General features: G+C 74.3%; 18 protein-coding genes. 10 read left to right on the top strand and 8 right to left on the bottom strand.

Going from position 1 to position 16,313, the window contains the following annotated elements; all coding sequences use genetic code 11:
• Positions 1–13: 13 nt before the first annotated feature.
• The gene (locus tag ABZ883_RS32330) at positions 14–1,330 is read left to right on the top strand and encodes an aminotransferase class I/II-fold pyridoxal phosphate-dependent enzyme (RefSeq protein ID WP_360912510.1); all 1,317 of its coding nucleotides are present in this window, start codon (positions 14–16) and stop codon (positions 1,328–1,330) included.
• 19 nt (positions 1,331–1,349) lie between these two features.
• Here the strand turns inward: ABZ883_RS32330 and ABZ883_RS32325 are convergent, their stop codons facing one another.
• A complete protein-coding gene (locus tag ABZ883_RS32325) occupies positions 1,350–2,303 on the bottom strand; it encodes a DMT family transporter (protein ID WP_360912508.1) in 954 nt (317 codons plus the stop codon).
• Positions 2,304–2,377: 74 nt separating this feature from the next.
• On the opposite strand from ABZ883_RS32325, the gene ABZ883_RS32320 reads away from it, so the two are divergent.
• Together ABZ883_RS32320 and ABZ883_RS32315 are read left to right on the top strand one after the other, a co-directional pair.
• A complete protein-coding gene (locus ABZ883_RS32320; protein ID WP_360912506.1) occupies positions 2,378–3,292 on the top strand; it encodes a LysR family transcriptional regulator in 915 nt (304 codons plus the stop codon).
• Positions 3,293–3,457: 165 nt separating this feature from the next.
• The gene (locus ABZ883_RS32315) at positions 3,458–3,967 is read left to right on the top strand and encodes an SMI1/KNR4 family protein (protein WP_360912504.1); all 510 of its coding nucleotides are present in this window, start codon (positions 3,458–3,460) and stop codon (positions 3,965–3,967) included.
• A gap of 102 nt (positions 3,968–4,069) precedes the next feature.
• On the opposite strand, the gene ABZ883_RS32310 is transcribed toward ABZ883_RS32315, so the two are convergent.
• Positions 4,070–4,546: a Rieske (2Fe-2S) protein gene (locus ABZ883_RS32310; protein ID WP_360912502.1), complete on the bottom strand. Its 477-nt coding sequence runs from the start codon at positions 4,544–4,546 to the stop codon at positions 4,070–4,072.
• A 121-nt stretch (positions 4,547–4,667) separates the two neighbouring features.
• A complete protein-coding gene (locus ABZ883_RS32305; protein WP_360912500.1) occupies positions 4,668–5,936 on the bottom strand; it encodes an MFS transporter in 1,269 nt (422 codons plus the stop codon).
• A 148-nt stretch (positions 5,937–6,084) separates the two neighbouring features.
• Here ABZ883_RS32305 and ABZ883_RS32300 point away from each other — a divergent pair, with 148 nt between their 5' ends.
• From ABZ883_RS32300 to ABZ883_RS32275, 6 genes are all read left to right on the top strand, one after another.
• Positions 6,085–6,996: a LysR family transcriptional regulator gene (locus ABZ883_RS32300; RefSeq protein WP_360912498.1), complete on the top strand. Its 912-nt coding sequence runs from the start codon at positions 6,085–6,087 to the stop codon at positions 6,994–6,996.
• 38 nt (positions 6,997–7,034) lie between these two features.
• Positions 7,035–7,853: a HipA family kinase gene (locus tag ABZ883_RS32295; protein WP_360912497.1), complete on the top strand. Its 819-nt coding sequence runs from the start codon at positions 7,035–7,037 to the stop codon at positions 7,851–7,853.
• Positions 7,854–7,900: 47 nt separating this feature from the next.
• A complete protein-coding gene (locus ABZ883_RS32290) occupies positions 7,901–8,242 on the top strand; it encodes a DUF3037 domain-containing protein (protein WP_360912697.1) in 342 nt (113 codons plus the stop codon).
• Between the two features lie 118 nt (positions 8,243–8,360).
• Positions 8,361–9,122 (top strand): 3-oxoacyl-ACP reductase FabG, encoded by a 762-nt coding sequence (fabG, locus tag ABZ883_RS32285; RefSeq protein WP_360912495.1) that lies wholly within the window; start codon positions 8,361–8,363, stop codon positions 9,120–9,122.
• Between the two features lie 23 nt (positions 9,123–9,145).
• Positions 9,146–9,907, top strand: a complete 762-nt coding sequence (locus tag ABZ883_RS32280) for an SDR family oxidoreductase (protein ID WP_360912494.1) — start codon at positions 9,146–9,148, stop codon at positions 9,905–9,907.
• Between the two features lie 163 nt (positions 9,908–10,070).
• Positions 10,071–10,754: a uracil-DNA glycosylase gene (locus tag ABZ883_RS32275; RefSeq protein WP_360912492.1), complete on the top strand. Its 684-nt coding sequence runs from the start codon at positions 10,071–10,073 to the stop codon at positions 10,752–10,754.
• A gap of 27 nt (positions 10,755–10,781) precedes the next feature.
• On the opposite strand, the gene ABZ883_RS32270 is transcribed toward ABZ883_RS32275, so the two are convergent.
• The 3 genes from ABZ883_RS32270 to ABZ883_RS32260 are packed head-to-tail and all read right to left on the bottom strand — an operon-like array spanning position 10,782 to position 12,408.
• Positions 10,782–11,201, bottom strand: coding sequence for a hypothetical protein (locus tag ABZ883_RS32270; protein ID WP_360912490.1), 420 nt, complete (start codon positions 11,199–11,201; stop codon positions 10,782–10,784).
• Positions 11,202–11,257: 56 nt separating this feature from the next.
• Positions 11,258–11,770 (bottom strand): DinB family protein, encoded by a 513-nt coding sequence (locus ABZ883_RS32265; RefSeq protein ID WP_360912488.1) that lies wholly within the window; start codon positions 11,768–11,770, stop codon positions 11,258–11,260.
• A gap of 53 nt (positions 11,771–11,823) precedes the next feature.
• The gene (locus tag ABZ883_RS32260; RefSeq protein WP_360912486.1) at positions 11,824–12,408 is read right to left on the bottom strand and encodes a TetR family transcriptional regulator C-terminal domain-containing protein; all 585 of its coding nucleotides are present in this window, start codon (positions 12,406–12,408) and stop codon (positions 11,824–11,826) included.
• Positions 12,409–12,990: 582 nt separating this feature from the next.
• On the opposite strand from ABZ883_RS32260, the gene ABZ883_RS32255 reads away from it, so the two are divergent.
• Positions 12,991–13,890: a Gfo/Idh/MocA family oxidoreductase gene (locus ABZ883_RS32255; RefSeq protein WP_360912695.1), complete on the top strand. Its 900-nt coding sequence runs from the start codon at positions 12,991–12,993 to the stop codon at positions 13,888–13,890.
• Here ABZ883_RS32255 and lnt read toward each other — a convergent pair.
• Both lnt and ABZ883_RS32245 read right to left on the bottom strand, forming a co-directional pair.
• Positions 13,862–15,307, bottom strand: a complete 1,446-nt coding sequence (gene lnt, locus ABZ883_RS32250; protein ID WP_360912693.1) for an apolipoprotein N-acyltransferase — start codon at positions 15,305–15,307, stop codon at positions 13,862–13,864. The two genes, ABZ883_RS32255 and lnt, sit on opposite strands and share 29 nt — an antisense overlap.
• A gap of 249 nt (positions 15,308–15,556) precedes the next feature.
• Positions 15,557–16,297, bottom strand: coding sequence for a hypothetical protein (locus tag ABZ883_RS32245; protein ID WP_360912484.1), 741 nt, complete (start codon positions 16,295–16,297; stop codon positions 15,557–15,559).
• Positions 16,298–16,313: the final 16 nt, after the last annotated feature.

Raw genomic sequence — 16,313 nt, 5'->3', positions numbered from 1 at the left:
GCTAGGAGAGTACATGTTCACCGGACAGGGCGCAGCCGAGATCGCGGCCGATGTCGAACGAGCCGTCGGCCAGGGCGCGTTGGCGCCCGGGACCGCCCTGCCGCCGCTGCGGGACCTCGCCGCCCGGCTCGGGGTCAACCCCAACACGGTCGCCGCCGCCTACCGGCTGCTGCGCGACCGCGGAGTCATCGAGACCGCCGGACGGCGCGGCAGCCGGATCCGGCCCCGCCCGGTGACGACGGCGCGCGACGAGATCCGCCCGGCCGTGCCGGCCGGTGTGCGGGACCTGTCCACCGGCAACCCCGACCTCGCGCTGCTGCCCCCGTTCGGCGCGGCGCTGGCCGCGGCCGCCGCCCGGCACGCGGAACGGCCGACGCTCTACGGCGCCCCGCCCGTCGACGGCGAACTGGAGGAACTGGCCCGCGCCGCGTTCGACGCCGACGGGGTGCCCGACGGGCCGGTCGCGGTGACCTCCGGGTCGCTCGACGCCATCGAGCGCGCCCTGACCGGCCACCTGCGGCCCGGCGACACCGTCGCGGTGGAGGACCCGGGCTGGGGCAGCGTCTTCGACCTCGTCCCGGCCCTCGGCATGCGCGCGGTGCCGGTCGGCGTCGACGACGAAGGACCGCGCCCGGATGACGTGGACCGCGCGCTGCGGCAGGGCGTCCGGGCCCTGGTCGTCACCGACCGGGGGCAGAACCCCACCGGCGCGACGATCTCCGCCGGGCGGGCACGGGAGCTGCGGGCGGTCCTCGCGGCGCACCCCGAGGTGCTGGTGGTCGACGACGACCATGTGCACGGGCTCACCGGACTCCCGTTGCACCCGCTGGCCGGCAGCACCCGGCACTGGATGCTGGTCCGCTCCACCGCCAAGGCCTACGGACCCGACCTGCGGCTCGCCGTGCTCACCGGCGACCCGGTCACCGTGGACCGGGTGCGCGGCCGCCTCCGGCTGGGCCCCGGCTGGGTCAGCCATCTGCTCCAGCACACCGTCGCCCACCTGTGGCGCACCGGCGCGGTCGACGTCCCCGCCGTCTCGGCCGCCTACGCGGCCCGGCGCGATGCGCTGGTGGGCGCGCTCGACGGCCTCGGGGTGGCCGCGCACGGCCGCAGCGGCATGAACGTGTGGGTGCCGGTGCCCGACGAGACCGGCGCGGTCACCCGCCTGCTCCACGCCGGCTGGGCGGTCGCGCCCGGCGCCCGCTTCCGCCTCGCCTCCCCGCCCGGTATCCGGATCACGGTCTCGCCGGTCGCCGCCGCGGAGGTGCCGGCCCTCGCCGACGCCGTCGCCGAGGCGGTACGCCCGCGCCGGACCGGCCGCTACGGCTGAGCGCGCCCCGGCCCGGCCGTCACGCCTTCGGGCGGCGCTGGGTGAGCGCGGCCCCGGCGAGCACGACGACCGCGCCGACCGGCTCGTTCCAGCTCAGCCGCTCGTCCAGCAGCGCGACACCGGCCGCGGTGGCGATGACGGGGATGAGGTACGTGACCATCGTGGCGATCGTCGGGCCCTTCTCCGCGACGATCCCGTACTGCAGCAGGAAGGCTATGCCCGTGCCCAGCGCGCCGAGGGCGACGACCGACAGCGTCGGCCACAGCGGCCAGCGGTCCGGCGCGGAGGTGAACAGCGGCGTCAGCACCGCCAGTTGGACGGTGCCGAGCAGCAGCTGCGAGAAGGACATGGACAGCGCCGAGTGGCCGCTGCCGCTGAGCGTCCGGCGGACGTAGATCCACCCCACCGCGTAACTCGCCGACGCGCCGAGCGCCATCGCCGTGCCCGACGGGTCCGTCCCCGAGAAGCCCTGCCACGCGCCGAGCACGGTCAGCACACCGACGAAGCCGATGCCGACGCCCGCGACGCGCTGCCGGGTGGGCTTGTCGTCGGACAGGGCCACCACCGAGAGCAGCATGCTCCACAGCGGGGTGGTGGCGTTGCAGATGCCGGCCAGAGTCGAGGGGATGGTCAGCTCCGCGTACGCGAACAGCGAGAACGGCAGCGTGTTGAGCAGCAGCGCGGCGACGGCCATGTGGCCCCAGGTCCGCGCGCCGCGCGGCAGCCGCTGCCGCCGCGCCGCGAAGGCCACGGCCAGCACGGCGGTGCCGAAGACCATCCGGCCCAGCGCGACCTGCAGCGGGGCGTAGGCCTCCGTGCCGACCTTGATGAACAGGAAGCTGAAGCCCCAGATGAGGGCGAGGACCGCCCAGCTGACCCGCCAGTCGAGCGCGGGACGGCGGGCCGGGGCGTCGGGGGAGGGGGAGCCGGCGGGGGTGAGGCCGGCGTCGGCCGGGCGGGCGGTAGCGCTCATGGCCCACACGATGACGGAAGCAACCTCTTAGCACAAGGGAGATTCGCTGCGCGGCATCCCGTAGCATCGCTTACATGTTGAACCTGGAGCGGCTGCGCATCCTGCACGCGATCTCCGCCTACGGCTCGGTGAGCGCGGCGGCCGACGTCCTGCACGTCACGACCTCGGCGGTCTCGCAGCAGATGACCAAGCTGGAACGGGAGACCGGGCAGGCACTGCTGGTCAAGAACGGCCGGGGGGTACGGCTCACCGACGCCGGCCGCCTGCTGTCCGGGCACGCCGGACGCATCCTGTCCCTGGTCGAACTCGCCCATTCCGACCTGGAGGCGCACCGCGGCGCGCCGGTCGGCGAGCTGCGCATGGGCGCCTTCCCCACCGCCGTCCGCGGCCTCTTCCCGCAGGCCCTGAAATCACTGCGCGGCGACTACCCCACGCTGCGGGCCATGATCCAGGAGATGGAGCCGCAACCCGCGCTGGGCCTCCTGGTGCGCGGCGACATCGACCTCGCGGTTGTCCTCGACTGGTACAACAAGCCGCTCTCCCTGCCCGGCGGACTGGCGAAGGAGCCGCTGCTCGACGACATCGCCGACGTCGTCGTCCCAGTCGGGCACCCGCTCGCGGGGCGCGCGGAGGTGGATCTCGCCGAGTTCGCCGACGACGACTGGATCGCCTGGCCCGACGGCGGCTTCTGCCACGAGTGGCTGCTGTTCACGCTGCGCGGCAAGGGCGTCGAACCGCGCATCGCGCACCACGCCGAGGAGCACCCCACCGTGCTCGCCCTCGTCGCGGCCGGCCTCGGGGTCGCCGTCGTGCCCCGCCTCGGCCGCGGCCTCCTGCCGGCCGGCGTACGGGCCCTGCCCGTCCGGCACACCATGCGCCGCCACATCTACGCCGTCTGGCGCGCGGACGCCGACCGCCGCCCCGCGATCCGCGCCGCCGTCGACGCCCTCCGCGACGCGGGCACGGCCCTGGCGCCGGCGGACGCCTGAGGCGTCCGGCGAGCCGCGTCCGGTGTCCGTGGCCGGTGCGATCATCGTCTCCGGCCGGACGAGGAGGGGGCGAACGGGATGCAGCCGTTGGAAGGGGCATGGGGACGTGTGGAGGGCTGGCTGGAGACGAGGGCCCCCTCGGCCCACGCTTCGTTGCGTCCCGCTGTGACGCAGGCGGAACTCGACGCGGCGGGCGCGAGCTCGGGGGTGGAACTCCCCGAAGAACTCGTGGTTCTGCTGCGCCTGCACGATGGGGCGGAAGCCACGGAGGCCGACCGGTTCCTGCGGGGGCTGCGGCTGCTGTCGCTCCGGGAGATCGTGTCGATGCACCGGGCGACGTGCTCCCTTCTCGACGCCGAGGACCTCGTGGGCACCTGGTGGCATCCGCAGTGGATTCCGTTCGCCGCCAACCACGACACGTGGAGCAGGCTCTACGTCGATGTCCGGCCAGGGCCGCATCGCGGCGCTGTGGGGCATTTCTTCATGGAGTCCGGCGGACAGCAGAGGTGGCCCTCCCTGACCGCCTACGTGGAACAGCTCGCCGCGTCGCTGGAGAACGCCACGCCGCTGGACCATCACACGCCTCGGGTGGACGAGAGCGGGCTCCTCGTCTGGGACTGGCAAGCGCCGCCCAGGCGCCCGGAGTTCGCCGGACGGCGCGGGTCCGGCGCCTGAGTGCGGGCGGGGTCGCGGACGCCGTTCCGCGGGGGCACCACGCCGCCGCGGGTGTGCCGGACGGCGTCCGGCACACCCGCGCGGGGAGGTACGCGGCAGGTGTCAGGCGAGGGTGATCGAGTCGCCCTGGACCTTGACGTTCGCGGCCGGGAGGGGCTGGGTGGCGGGGCCGGCGGCCACGCTGCCGTCGGCGACGTTGAACTTGCTGCCGTGGCACGGGCAGTTGATCGTGCCGTCCACCACGTCCTTCACGGCGCAGCCCTGGTGCGTGCAGATCGCCGAGAAGGCCTTGAACTGGCCCGCCGTCGGCTGGCACACGACCACCTTCTTGTCCGCGAAGACGGTGCCGCCGCCGACCGGGATGTCGGTCGTCTTCGCCAGTGCCTGAGCCGCGCCGTCCCCGCCTCCCTGGCCGCCGTCGGCGGTGCCACCCTGCGGGGGCGCGGCGGGGCTGTACGCGCCGGCGGAGTCGTTCGAGTCGCCGCACGCGGCCAGCGCGGCCGCCAGCCCCGCCGCACCCACTCCGGCGACCACGGCGCGGCGGGTGGGAGCTCCTGCGATGCCAGTCGTCTCGGCCATGCCTCACACTTCCTGTTGCCTCGTCCGGTCCGGGCCGGCGTCGCGCCGGCCCGGCGGCGTGAGATCACGCCCTGCGAAGGCATACGGACCCGCCCCGGGGGTGGTTCAATGCGCGACGAAATTATTCTTCCGTGACCTTTCCGCCCCGCACGGCGGCCTCGTGCCGGAGCGCGAACGTGACGGCGGCGACCGCGCCGGCGGAGAGCACGGCCCCGAAGCCGATCATGGTCGGTACGAGGGCGGCGTGCCGGACGACGATGCTGAACGCGATGGACGGCAGCCCCATGCCGACGTAGGCGATGACGAAGAACGCGGCCAGCACCCCCGCGCGCGAGGCCGGAACCGCCGCACGGGCGCTCAGCGTGACCGCCCCCTTGAACAGCAGGCCCGCGCCGCCGCCGGCCAGGGCGGTGGCGAAAAGGAAGAGCCCGAGCCCCGGGTCGTGCAGGGCGAGCGCCGTGACGGCGAGCCCGGCGGGGAAGGCCACCGCGCCGACGACGAGCTGCAGGCGCTGCGAAAGGGCACCGAGGGCGAGTTGGGCGACCGCCGAGGCGGCGAACGCCGTGAAGGGGGCCAGCCCGATGACGAACGTGGAGGTGATGCCGAGTTCGCCGCGGACCATGACGGCGCCCAGCGAGGAGAAGAGCCCCATCAGGGCGAAGGCGAAGAAGCCCAGGCTCGCCGCCGCGGCGAAGGCACTGCCCTGGCCGGGACGCAGCGCGAAGCGGGTCGGCCGGTCCTGGGCCGTGAGCCGGGTGTCGACCGTCTCGGGCGTGAGGAGGACCAGCAGGAGCAGCACCGCCATCACGGCGGCGAAGACGAGGTAGGAGGTGGCCAGGGGCGCGGGTGCCCATTGTGCGAGGGCGCCCGAGGCGAGCGGCCCCAGGGCCAGCCCGCCGAGGTTGACGGCGCCGGCGACCAGCGCGGGCAGCGGCGAACCGGCCCGGCCGGGACGGGCCCGGTGGTGGAGGTCGGTGAGGTACGCGGTGGCCGTGGAGGCCATCATCCCCACCGCGACGCCGGTGAGCACACGGCCCACGACGAGGCCCGGCAGGTCGGGCCGGGCCGCGAGGACGCCGGCCGAGGCGATGGCGACGATCAGCGCGGGGACGATGACCCGGCGCCGGCCGAGGCGGTCGGAGAGATGGCCCAGCAGGCTGAAGCCGAAGGCGGCGCCGACGACCATCACGGCGAAGGCGACGGTGACCGCGGTCGCGCCGAAGTGGTCGCGTTCCTGGTACAGCGGCCACAACGGGGTCGGGACGGTACCGAAGGCCATCAGCACCAGGAAGGCCGCCGCGACGTACCAGAAGCCGCGGGCGTGCCGCCCCGGGGAGGTCGTGGCCGGGGGAGCGGCCGCGGCCGCGAGGGCGGGAGGGTGAGTGGTCATGTGCGTCCTTCGGTGCCTGATCGGAGCGGTGCCGCGGTCACGGGTGCCGTGCCGCGTACGACCACAACACGCCCCGGCCGGAACCCCGTGTCAGCTCCCGGACATGCGGAACAGATGGTTTCCATCTCTGCGAGAGATGATGGCTTCCATGGAGCTTCGCAACCTGCGCCACTTCGTCGCCCTCGCCGACGAGCGCAGTTTCACCCGGGCCGCGGCCCGCGAACTGATCGTCCAGTCGGGGCTGTCCTCCTCGGTCCGCGCGCTGGAGAAGGACGTGGGGGCCCTGCTGTTCGTGCGCGGTACGCGTCCGGTCCGGCTGACGTCCGAGGGCGAGGCGCTGGTGCCCGTGGCGCGGCAGGTCCTCGACGCCGCAGAGTCCGCGCGGCAGGCCGTGCGGGACGCGCGCGGTGTGCTGTCGGGGAGGCTGCGCATCGGCGCCATGCACACCATCGGCCACACGCTGCCCTTCACCTCGTGGATCGCCCGGTTCGCGCTGGCCCATCCCGGAGTGGACGTGACCGTCGGCCAGCTGCCTGCCGTGCGGATGCTGGAGATGGTCGGCGCCGGTGAACTCGACTGCGCCGTCATGCCGTTGGTGCCCCCGTACAGCGAGGGCCTCGAGGTCGTCCCGCTCCTGGAGGAACCGGTCGTCCTGGCGTGCGCGCCGGACCACCCGCTCGCGGACGGGGCACCCGTCACGCTGGAGCGCCTCGCCGCGGAGCGCTTTGTCGACACGCCGCCCGGCTGGGCGATCCGTGTCCAGGCCGACCGGGCGTTCCGGGACGCCGGCCTGACCCGCCGGACCGTGTGCGAGGTGGGGGAGTGGCCGATGCTGCTCGACCTGGTGGCGGCGGGCGTGGGCGTGGCGCTCGTGCCGGAGGGGCTGGACTTCTCCCTGCACGCGCGGCCCGCCGGCCCGCTGCGGCTCGTCCCGCTGGCGGATGCCGGCCTGGGACGCCGCGTCGACCTGCTGCTGCCCAAGGGCCACGCGGCGAGCCCCGCCGCCCGCCGCTTCGCCGAACTGGTCCGGCGCGACTGCCCCGCCGCGGAGGGGGAGTGACGTCGGCCGCGACCTCAGGGGCCTCTTAGGATGCGGGCATGGAGGAAGTGACCGGGATACGGTACGTGACGCCGCTGCGCGAGGGCGGATCGGTGCCAGGAGTGGTCGAGGCCGACGACCTCGGCACCTACGTCGTGAAGTTCGTCGGCGCCGCGCAGGGCCGCAAGGCCCTCGTCGCCGAGGTGATCGCCGGGGAACTGGCCCGGCGCCTCGGGCTGCGGGTGCCGGTACTGGTGCGGTTCCAGTTCGACCCGGTGATCGGGCTCGGCGAGCCGGACCAGGAGATCCAGGACCTGCTCAAGGCCAGCGGCGGCCTCAACCTCGGCATGGACTTCCTGCCCGGCGCGCTCGGCTTCGACCCGCTGGTCTTCGACGTGGAGTCCGGCGAGGCGGGCCGGATCGTGTGGTTCGACGCGCTCATCGGCAATGTCGACCGCTCGTGGCGCAACCCGAACATGCTGGTCTGGCACCAGGACCTGTGGCTGATCGACCACGGTGCCGCGCTGATCTTCCACCACAACTGGAAGGGCGCGGACCAGGCCGCCGACAAGCCGTACGACGCCGCCGACCACGCCCTCGCCCGGTTCGCCCCCGACATCGAGGCCGCCGCCCGCGACCTCGCCCCGCGCGTGGACGAGGCGCTGCTCCGCGAGGTCACGGCGCAGATCCCCGACGAGTGGCTGGTGGACGAGCCCGGCTTCGACGGCCCCGACGACGTGCGGCGCGCGTACGAGCGGGTGCTGCTGGCCCGGGCCGGAACCGTGGGGGAGCGCATCAACCTCGCCCCGAAGCAGCAGGAGAAGCAGGCGCCGCCGGAGTGGCTGCGCACCTGGGTCGAGGGGAAGGCCGCGAAGTGAGCACGGCGAACGGGCGCGACGTCTTCGAGTACGCGCTGGTGCGTGTGATGCCGCGGATCGAGCGCGGGGAACTGATCAACGCCGGCGTGCTGGTGTACTGCCGGGCCAAGTCCTTCGTCGGCGCCCGGGTCCATCTGGACGAGACCCGGCTGCGCTGCCTGGACCCGGACGTGGACGTGGCCGGCGTGCGGGCGGCGCTGCGCGGCTACGAGGGCATCTGCGCGGGTGGCGAGCGCGCGGGGCAGGCCGCGGAGGACGACCCGGGCCGCCGCTTCCGGTGGCTCACGGCGCCGCGCAGCACCATCGTGCAGCCCGGCCCGATCCACACCGGGCTGACCTCCGATCCGGAGGCGGAGGTCGACCGCCTGCTCGATCTTCTGGTGCGCTGAGCCACATCGGCGCGGTGGGCGTTGACACAGGGTCACGGCACTCCTACGGTTTCGGCAGCGGGACGTACTAAGCGGTCGCTCACCTGCGCGACCGGACCCCCAGGGCTGAGGAGAACAGATGTCGACCACCGAGCAGCGGGTAGCGATCGTCACCGGGGCGGCACGCGGCATCGGCGCCGCCACCGCCGTGCGCCTGGCCGCCGAGGGCCGCGCCGTGGCCGTGCTGGACCTCGACGAGGTCGCGTGCAAGGACACCGTCGAGCAGATCACCAAGGCCGGCGGCCGGGCCGTCGCCGTCGGCGCCGACGTCTCCGACGAGGAGCAGGTCGCGGCCGCGGTCGCGCGCGTCGCCGAGGAGCTCGGCGCGCCGACGATCCTGGTCAACAACGCCGGCGTGCTCCGCGACAACCTGCTCTTCAAGATGAGCGCGTCCGACTGGGACACGGTCATGAACGTCCACCTGCGAGGCGCCTTCCTGATGACCCGCGCCGTCCAGAAGCACATGGTGGACGCGCACTTCGGCCGCGTGGTCAACCTCTCCTCGTCCTCCGCGCTCGGCAACCGCGGCCAGGCCAACTACTCCGCCGCCAAGGCGGGTCTGCAGGGCTTCACCAAGACCCTCGCGCACGAGCTCGGCAAGTTCGGCGTCACCGCCAACGCCGTGGCCCCCGGCTTCATCGCCACCGACATGACGGCCGCGACCGCCGCCCGCGTCGGCATGGGCTTCGAGGAGTTCCAGGCCGCCGCCGCCACCCAGATCCCGGTGCAGCGCGTCGGCAATCCGGACGACGTCGCCAACGCCATCGCGTTCTTCACCGGCGACGCCGCCGGCTTTGTGTCCGGCCAGGTGCTGTACGTGGCCGGCGGCCCGCTCGACTGACCGGCGACAGGAGACCAGCACCCATGAGCACCCAGCCCGACAGCGGCCGCGTCGCGATCGTCACCGGCGCCAGCCGCGGCATCGGCTACGGCATCGCCGAGGCCCTGGTCGCCCGCGGCGACCGCGTCGTCGTCACCGGCCGCAACGAGGAAGCACTGAAGGAGGCCGTCGAGCGGCTCGGCGCCGACCGCGCCCTCGGCGTCGCCGGCAAGGCCCACGACGAGGCGCACCAGGCCGAGGTCGTCGAGCGCGCGATGGAGGCCTTCGGCCGCGTCGACTACCTCGCCAACAACGCCGGCACCAACCCCGTCTTCGGTCCGCTGTCCGACCTCGACCTCGGCGTCGCCCGCAAGGTCTTCGAGACCAATGTGATCTCCGCGCTCGGCTTCGCCCAGCAGACCTACAAGGCGTGGATGAAGGACAACGGCGGCGCGATCGTCAACATCGCCTCCATCGCCGGCGTCAGTGCCTCCCCCTTCATAGGCGCCTACGGCATGAGCAAGGCCGCCATGGTCAACCTCACGCTCCAGCTCGCCTCCGAGATGGCCCCCGGCATCCGGGCCAATGCCATCGCGCCCGCCGTCGTCAAGACCAGGTTCGCGGCCGCGCTGTACGAGGGCCGCGAGGAGGAGGCGGCCTCCGCGTACCCGCTGAAGCGGCTCGGTGTGCCCGAGGACATCGGCGGCGCCGCGGCGTTCCTGCTCTCCGACGCGGCGGCCTGGATCACCGGTCAGACCCTCGTCGTGGACGGCGGCATCTTCCTGAACGCCGGCGTCGGTCACTGAGCCCGCGCCCGGCGCGCGACGCCCCCGGTGCCGGCCCCGGAAACGGCGGCCGGCACCGGGGGCGTCGCTTCCTCCGCGGCCGCGAATCCCCCGCCCGGGGCGACTGTCGGAGGGGAGCGGTACGTTCGTCCCAGTAACGGATCGCGTACCGGAGGTTCCTGACGTGCCCATCACGCTGCCCGAGTCCTGGCAGGCCGTCCTCGGCGAGGAGTTGGCGAAGCCCTGGTTCGGCCAACTCACCGAGTTCGTCGAGGAGGAGCGCGCGAGCCACCGGATCTACCCGCCGCGCGAGCAGGTCTTCGCGGCGCTGGAGGCCACGCCGTACGACAAGGTCAAGGTGCTGGTCCTCGGCCAGGACCCGTACCACGGCGAGGGCCAGGGACACGGCCTGTGCTTCTCGGTGCGGCCCGGGGTGAAGACCCCGCCCTCCCTGCGGAACATCTTCAAGGAGCTGAAGGACGAGTACGGCCACCCCGTCCCGGACAACGGCTACCTCATGCCGTGGGCCGAGCAGGGCGTCCTGCTGCTCAACGCGGTGCTGACCGTGCGCGAGGGCGAGGCCAACTCGCACAAGGGCAAGGGCTGGGAGAAGTTCACCGACGCCGTCATCAAGGCCGTGGCCTCCCGTCCCGACCCGGCGGTCTTCGTCCTGTGGGGCAACTACGCCAAGAAGAAGCTGCCCCTGATCGACACGGAGCGGCACGCCGTCGTGCAGGGCGCCCACCCGTCGCCGCTGTCGGCCAAGCTCTTCCTCGGCAGCCGTCCCTTCACCCAGATCGACGAGGCGCTCAAGGCCCAGGGCCACGACCCCGTCGACTGGCGCATCCCGGACCTCGGCGGCAACTGAGCCTGCCCGGCCGTCCGTCCGGGCGGCTCAACGGCCGTACGTGTCACGGCAGATGCGCGCCGCGTCGCCGCCCGCCGCCCAGCCGCCGTACCGCTCCCCCCAGGCGCACACATCCGCGCCGTCCCCGGCCCGTGGCGCGGCCGGGACGGAGGTGCGGCGCGGGGGCGGTGCCGGTGCCGCGGGTGCGCGGTGCCGCTGCGGCGCGGCGGGGACGGCAGGGCGGTGGGTGCGCGGCGCCGGGGAGGAGGGGAACCGCTCGGGCGGCACGGTGGTCAGCGCCTCCAGCAGGGGCGCCTGGACCACCGGTACTTCGCGCACGGTCCCCGGCGGCCGTGACGGGACGGAGGCCGGGAGCGGCGCCCCCGGCCGCCCCTCGGACACGGTCACGCACCCCGGGACGGCGGCCATCGCCGCCAGGGCCGCCACAGCCGCTGCATATCGACGCACCCGCACAACTCTCGCGCAGCGCCGCGCCGTTGACCATTCCCCGCAGGAGTGATCGGTCAGTCGCCGGTCACGCCGTCGATGCGCTCGCGGATGAGGTCCGCGTGCCCGTTGTGGCGGGCGTACTCCTCGATCATGTGGACGTAGATCCACCGCAGCGAGACGTCGTTCCCGCGGCGGGGGACCAGGCCGACGTCGTCCAGGGAGCGGCCGCCGACCAGCTCGCGGGCGTGCGCGATCTCGGCGCGCCAGGTGGCGAACGCCTCGGCGGTGTCGGCCTTGTCGAGGTCGAGGAAGTCCCCGTCCGGGTCCTGATCGGTGTAGTAGAGCGGCTGCACCCCCTCGCCGGCGAGGGTGTTGCGGAACCAGCCGCGCTCCACCTCGGCCATGTGGCGGACCAGGCCGAGGAGGGTGAGTCCGGACGGCGGCGCACTGGCGGTGCGCAGCTGCTCGTCGTCGAGGTCCGCGCACTTGAGTGCCAAGGTGTCGCGGTGGAAGTCGAGCCAGGCCTCGAGCATGGTGCGCTCGTCGGCGACGAAGGGCGGATCGGTGCGTTCGGGCGTCGTCGTCATGGCGGCCATGATGACGGGCACCCCCACGGGCGTCGACGCATTTATCCGCCGGATCAGCTCCCGAGCATGCCGCGCAGCACGTCGAGGAGATTGACCCGCAACTCCGCCTCGGTCGGCGGCGACGCGGATCCGGCGCCCGCGACGGCGTGGAAGTGCACGCCGTCGCACCATGCGAGCAGCGACCGCGCGTGACGCTCGGGTTCCGCGGAGCCGACGGCGCGCAGCATCAGCTCCAGCTGGTCGCGGAAGGCGTGCCCGGCGGTGTCGTGGACCGCGCGCAACTCGGGGCGGCGGGTGGCCTCCAGGGCGAGTTCCAGCCGGGCGAGCGTGAGGTCCCGGGACTGGGTGACCGAGCGGTGCAGGGCCGGCGCGAGCAGGGCCGCGAGCGACTCGGCGCCGGGGCCCGGGGCGGGTGTCTCCGCCTGGGAGATCGCCTGCGCGTCGAGGGCGGCCAGGCGCAGGACCGCCGCCTCCAGGAGGGCGGCCCGGGTACGCGCGTAGTTGGACGTCGAGCCCAGCGGCAGTCCCGCCGCCTCGTCGACCGCGCGATGGGTCAGGCCGCGCATGCCGCGCTCCGCGAGCAGGGCGAGTGCGGCGTCGGCGATCAGTTCGTGGCGGGAAGTGGGCGCGCTGCTCATAGGGGCAACCTACCTGCCGGAATGATGCCCTCCGCCCCCGGCCGGCCACGACGACCTGCGCCCCGCGCCACGGCAACGCTTGCGGAATCCGGACCGGGCGCACCTGTGGGCAGGCGGCCGGAATGAGCCGCCCACGACCACCGCCGTACGCCGTCGTCAGCGGCCGGCATCGGCGGGCTCACCGCCGCGGTCGCGCTCCGCCCGCGGGGGTGGCCCGTCACCTCCTGGAGGCGCCCCGGCCCACGAGGACGTCGGCGAGAGCATCGCCATCGCTGCCAGGTCACGCCGTTCCGCTGCCCGCGTTCCGTCCCCGCCGGACGCCCTGCTCGGCGACACGGCCGGCAGGGCGGCTGCCAGGCGATCGGGGACACGGCGGCGGCGCTTGCCCCGCACCGCCCGCGCGGGGCGCCGCTCCCGGGCGACGGGACGGCTCGCGGCATGGTCCTCCCGGCCCGTTGCCGGCCCCGCGCGACGCGCTCCCCGGGGCCCGGACGGCAGCGCGGACCGGCGGCCCGCCGCGGGACCCGTATGCTGCCAGCGGAAACGACCGGGCACCGCAGGCGGGAGAGGCACATGGAACCCCTGAAGATCGGGGTGATCGGACTCGGTGACATAGCGCGCAAGGCGTATCTGCCGGTGCTCGCCGCGCAGCCGGGACTGGAACTCCACCTCCACACCCGCACCCCCGCCACCCTCGACGAGGTCGGCGACCAATACCGCCTGCCGCACCGCCACACCACCCTGGACGCGCTGCTCGACCAGGGCCTGGACGCGGCCTTCGTGCACGCCCCCACCGTCAGCCATGTCGCCATCACCGAGCGGCTGATCGAGGCAGGGGTGCCCGCGTACGTCGACAAGCCGTTCGCCCCCGACCTCGCGGGCGCCGAGCACCTCGTCCGCCTGGCCGAGCAGCGCGGCGTCGGCCTCATGGCCGGCTTCAACCGCCGCTACGCGCCCGGTTACACGCAGTGCCTGGAGCACCCGCGCGACCTGATCGTGCTCCAGAAGAACCGCATCGGCCTCGCGGAGGAACCGCGCGGCGTGGTCTTCGACGACTTCATCCACGTCGTGGACACCCTGCGCTTCCTCGTCCCCGGCCCGGTCGAGCACACCGACGTCCGCGCCCGGGTCCGCGACGGACTGCTGCACCACGTGCTGCTCCAGCTCTCCGGCGACGGCTTCACCGCGATCGGCGTCATGAACCGCATGAACGGTTCGACGGAGGAGGTGCTGGAGGTCATGGGCCAGGACACCAAGCGCCAGGTGGTCAATCTCGCCGAGATCGTCGACCACAAGGGCCAGCCCACCCTGCGCCGGCGCGGGGACTGGGTGCCGGTCGCCCGCCAGCGCGGCATCGAGCAGATCACCCTGGCCTTCCTCGACGCCGTACGGTTCGGCAAGCCGCTCGACGCCCGCGACGCGCTGCGCACCCACGAACTGTGCGAACGCATCGTCACCGAGGTGACCGAGCAGACCTCCTGAGCGCGACGACGGCCGCCCCGGCCAGCAGCAGCACCGCGAGCCGGGGCACCCAGTCGCCCAGCCGGTCGTACAGGGTGCGCCCAGCGGCCAGCGGCACCTCGTAGACCTGCGTGGCGCTGCGCGACGTGCCCAGCCACGGCCCGGTCCGCCGCCCTTCGGCGTCGTAGGCCGCGCTGATGCCGGTGAGCGTGGCATGCACCGCCGGCCGGCCGGTCTCGGCCGCCCGCAGCGCCGCGAGCGAGGCGTGCTGCGCCGGGGCCCAACTGTGCTGGAACGACGAGGTCGAGGACTGCGCCACCAGCAACTGCGCGCCGTCGTCGGTGAGATGGCGGCTCATGTCGGGGAACGCCGACTCGAAGCACACCAGCGGGCCCAGGCGCACGGCGCCCGCGTCCATGACCACCTGGCGGTCGCCCCGGACACGGTCCTCGCCCGCCGCCCGGCCCACCGAGGTCGCCCAGCCCAGCAGCCCGCGGGCCGGCACGTACTCGCCGAAGGGCACCAGCCGCATCTTGTCGTACGCCTCGCCCACCGGGCCGTCCGGGCCGATGAGCAGCGAGGTCTTGGAGATGCCGCGGCCGTCCGCGCGGCGCGCGTCCACGTTGACCAGCACGTCCGAGCCGACCAGTGAGGACAGGGCGGCCAGCCGGCCGGCGAGGTCGGGCCGCGCCGACAGGTCGAAGCCGACGCTGCTCTCGCCCCACACGACCAGGTCCACGTCCCGGCCCGCGAGCGTACGAGTCAGCCGCTCACCGACGTCGAAGCGCTGCTGCGCCCCCACGACCACGCCGGGCTGCACCACCGCCACCCGCACCGTCGTCCCCGTCCGCGAGGGCTGCGGCGCCCACAGCCACACCGCCGCCGTCGCCACGGCGCACACGACGAGCGCCGCCCCCGCCCGCGCCCGCCACCGGGGCAGGGCGACGAGTGCCGTCAGCGCCGTGTTCACCGCGACGAGCAGGAAGCTGACCAGCCACACACCGCCGACCGACGCCAGCCGCAGCGCCGGGGCCACCTGCCACTGGCTCGCCCCGAGCAACCCCCAGGGCCCGCCCAGGTACTCCCAGGAGCGCACCAACTCGACCAGCAGCCACGCGCACGGCACCAGGACCGTCGCCGCGACCACGGAGCGCGCGCCGGGGCTCCCGCCGAGCAGCCGCCGCACCAGCCACCCCCAGGGCGCCCACAGGGCCCCGAGCAGCAGCGCGAGCAGCACGATGAACACATGCAGGCTCGGCATGAGCCAGTGGTGCACCGCCACCATGAACCCGGCGCCGCCGAGCCAGCCGTCCAGCGCCGCCCGCCGTCCCGTCGGGGCCGACCGGGCGAGCAGCATCCACGGCACCAGCGCCCCGTACGCCAGCCACCACAGCGACGGTGCCGGGAAGGCCAGCGCGGGAAGCGCCCCCGCCGCCACGGCGGCGGCGCCCCTGCCCCAGGACGGGGCACGCCGGGAGGTCCGGACCGGCGGGCTGGCACCCTTCGGCTTCGCCTTCACCGTCACCTGCGCTCCTCATGGTCGTCTGCCCCCAGTCTCGGCCGTCCGCCCCGCCTTGGACAGCGGACGACACGGCGTTCATGGGCGGGGACGATGGGCGGCGCCTGCCGCGGGGCACACTGATGACGATGCGTCAGGAGGAGGCGGCGTCCAGTGCCGCCCGCGTTCTCAGGCGTTGTCGCCGTTCTGGCCGCCCCGGCGCTCGCCGCCCCCGAAACCCATGCCCTTGCCGTGGCCATGGCCGTGGCCCGCGCCGAATCCCGTGGAGTGCTGCTGGTGGTCGCCCATGCGGTGCCGGCCCTGGTGCTCGCCGTGCCCGTGGCGGTGGTGTGCGGAGGTGGTGCGGATGACCGCCTCCTGCCAGTCCTGGCTGTCCCAAGTGCCGTTGGGGCGCGCGTGACGGGGGGTGTCCTTGGGGCCGTCCTGGTCGCCGGAGGTGTGCTCCACGGCGTCCTGCACGGTGGTGGTGCCACCGGTACCGGTGGCGGCCTTCGTCACCGCGGCCGTCGTCACGGTGGTCCCCGTGTCGCCGTCGGTCTCCGTCGCGCGGGCGGAGGCGGTGGCCCCGGGGGCCGGGGGCGCGACGGCGTCCTTGACCTCGGTGTCGGGCAGGGCGACGACCGGCTCCTGCGCCCCGCCGGCGACGGTGCCCGCGGCACCGTGCGGCATCAGCATCGACAGCCCGGCGACGGCGCCGGTGGCGGTGAGCACCGCGGTGCCGACCGAGCCCCGGCCGGGACCGCGGCGGGTGCCCCGGTGGCGGCCGCCGACGACCTCTCCGCTGATGATCCTGACCTCGTCGGCCTCACCCGCCTCGACCGGTTGCGGGCGGAGGATCACCTCGGTGGGGTCCAACGCCGCGGTGTCCGGGAGCGGCACCTCGGGGGGCAGGGGGAGAGATTCGGCCATGGGTCCCGATCATTCA

This window comes from Streptomyces sp. NPDC046977 (genome assembly GCF_040644455.1).
Taxonomy (GTDB): Bacteria; Actinomycetota; Actinomycetes; order Streptomycetales; family Streptomycetaceae; genus Actinacidiphila.
The sequence above is the reverse complement of the archived record's forward strand: the minus strand, read 5'-3'. Positions and strand labels throughout refer to the sequence as shown.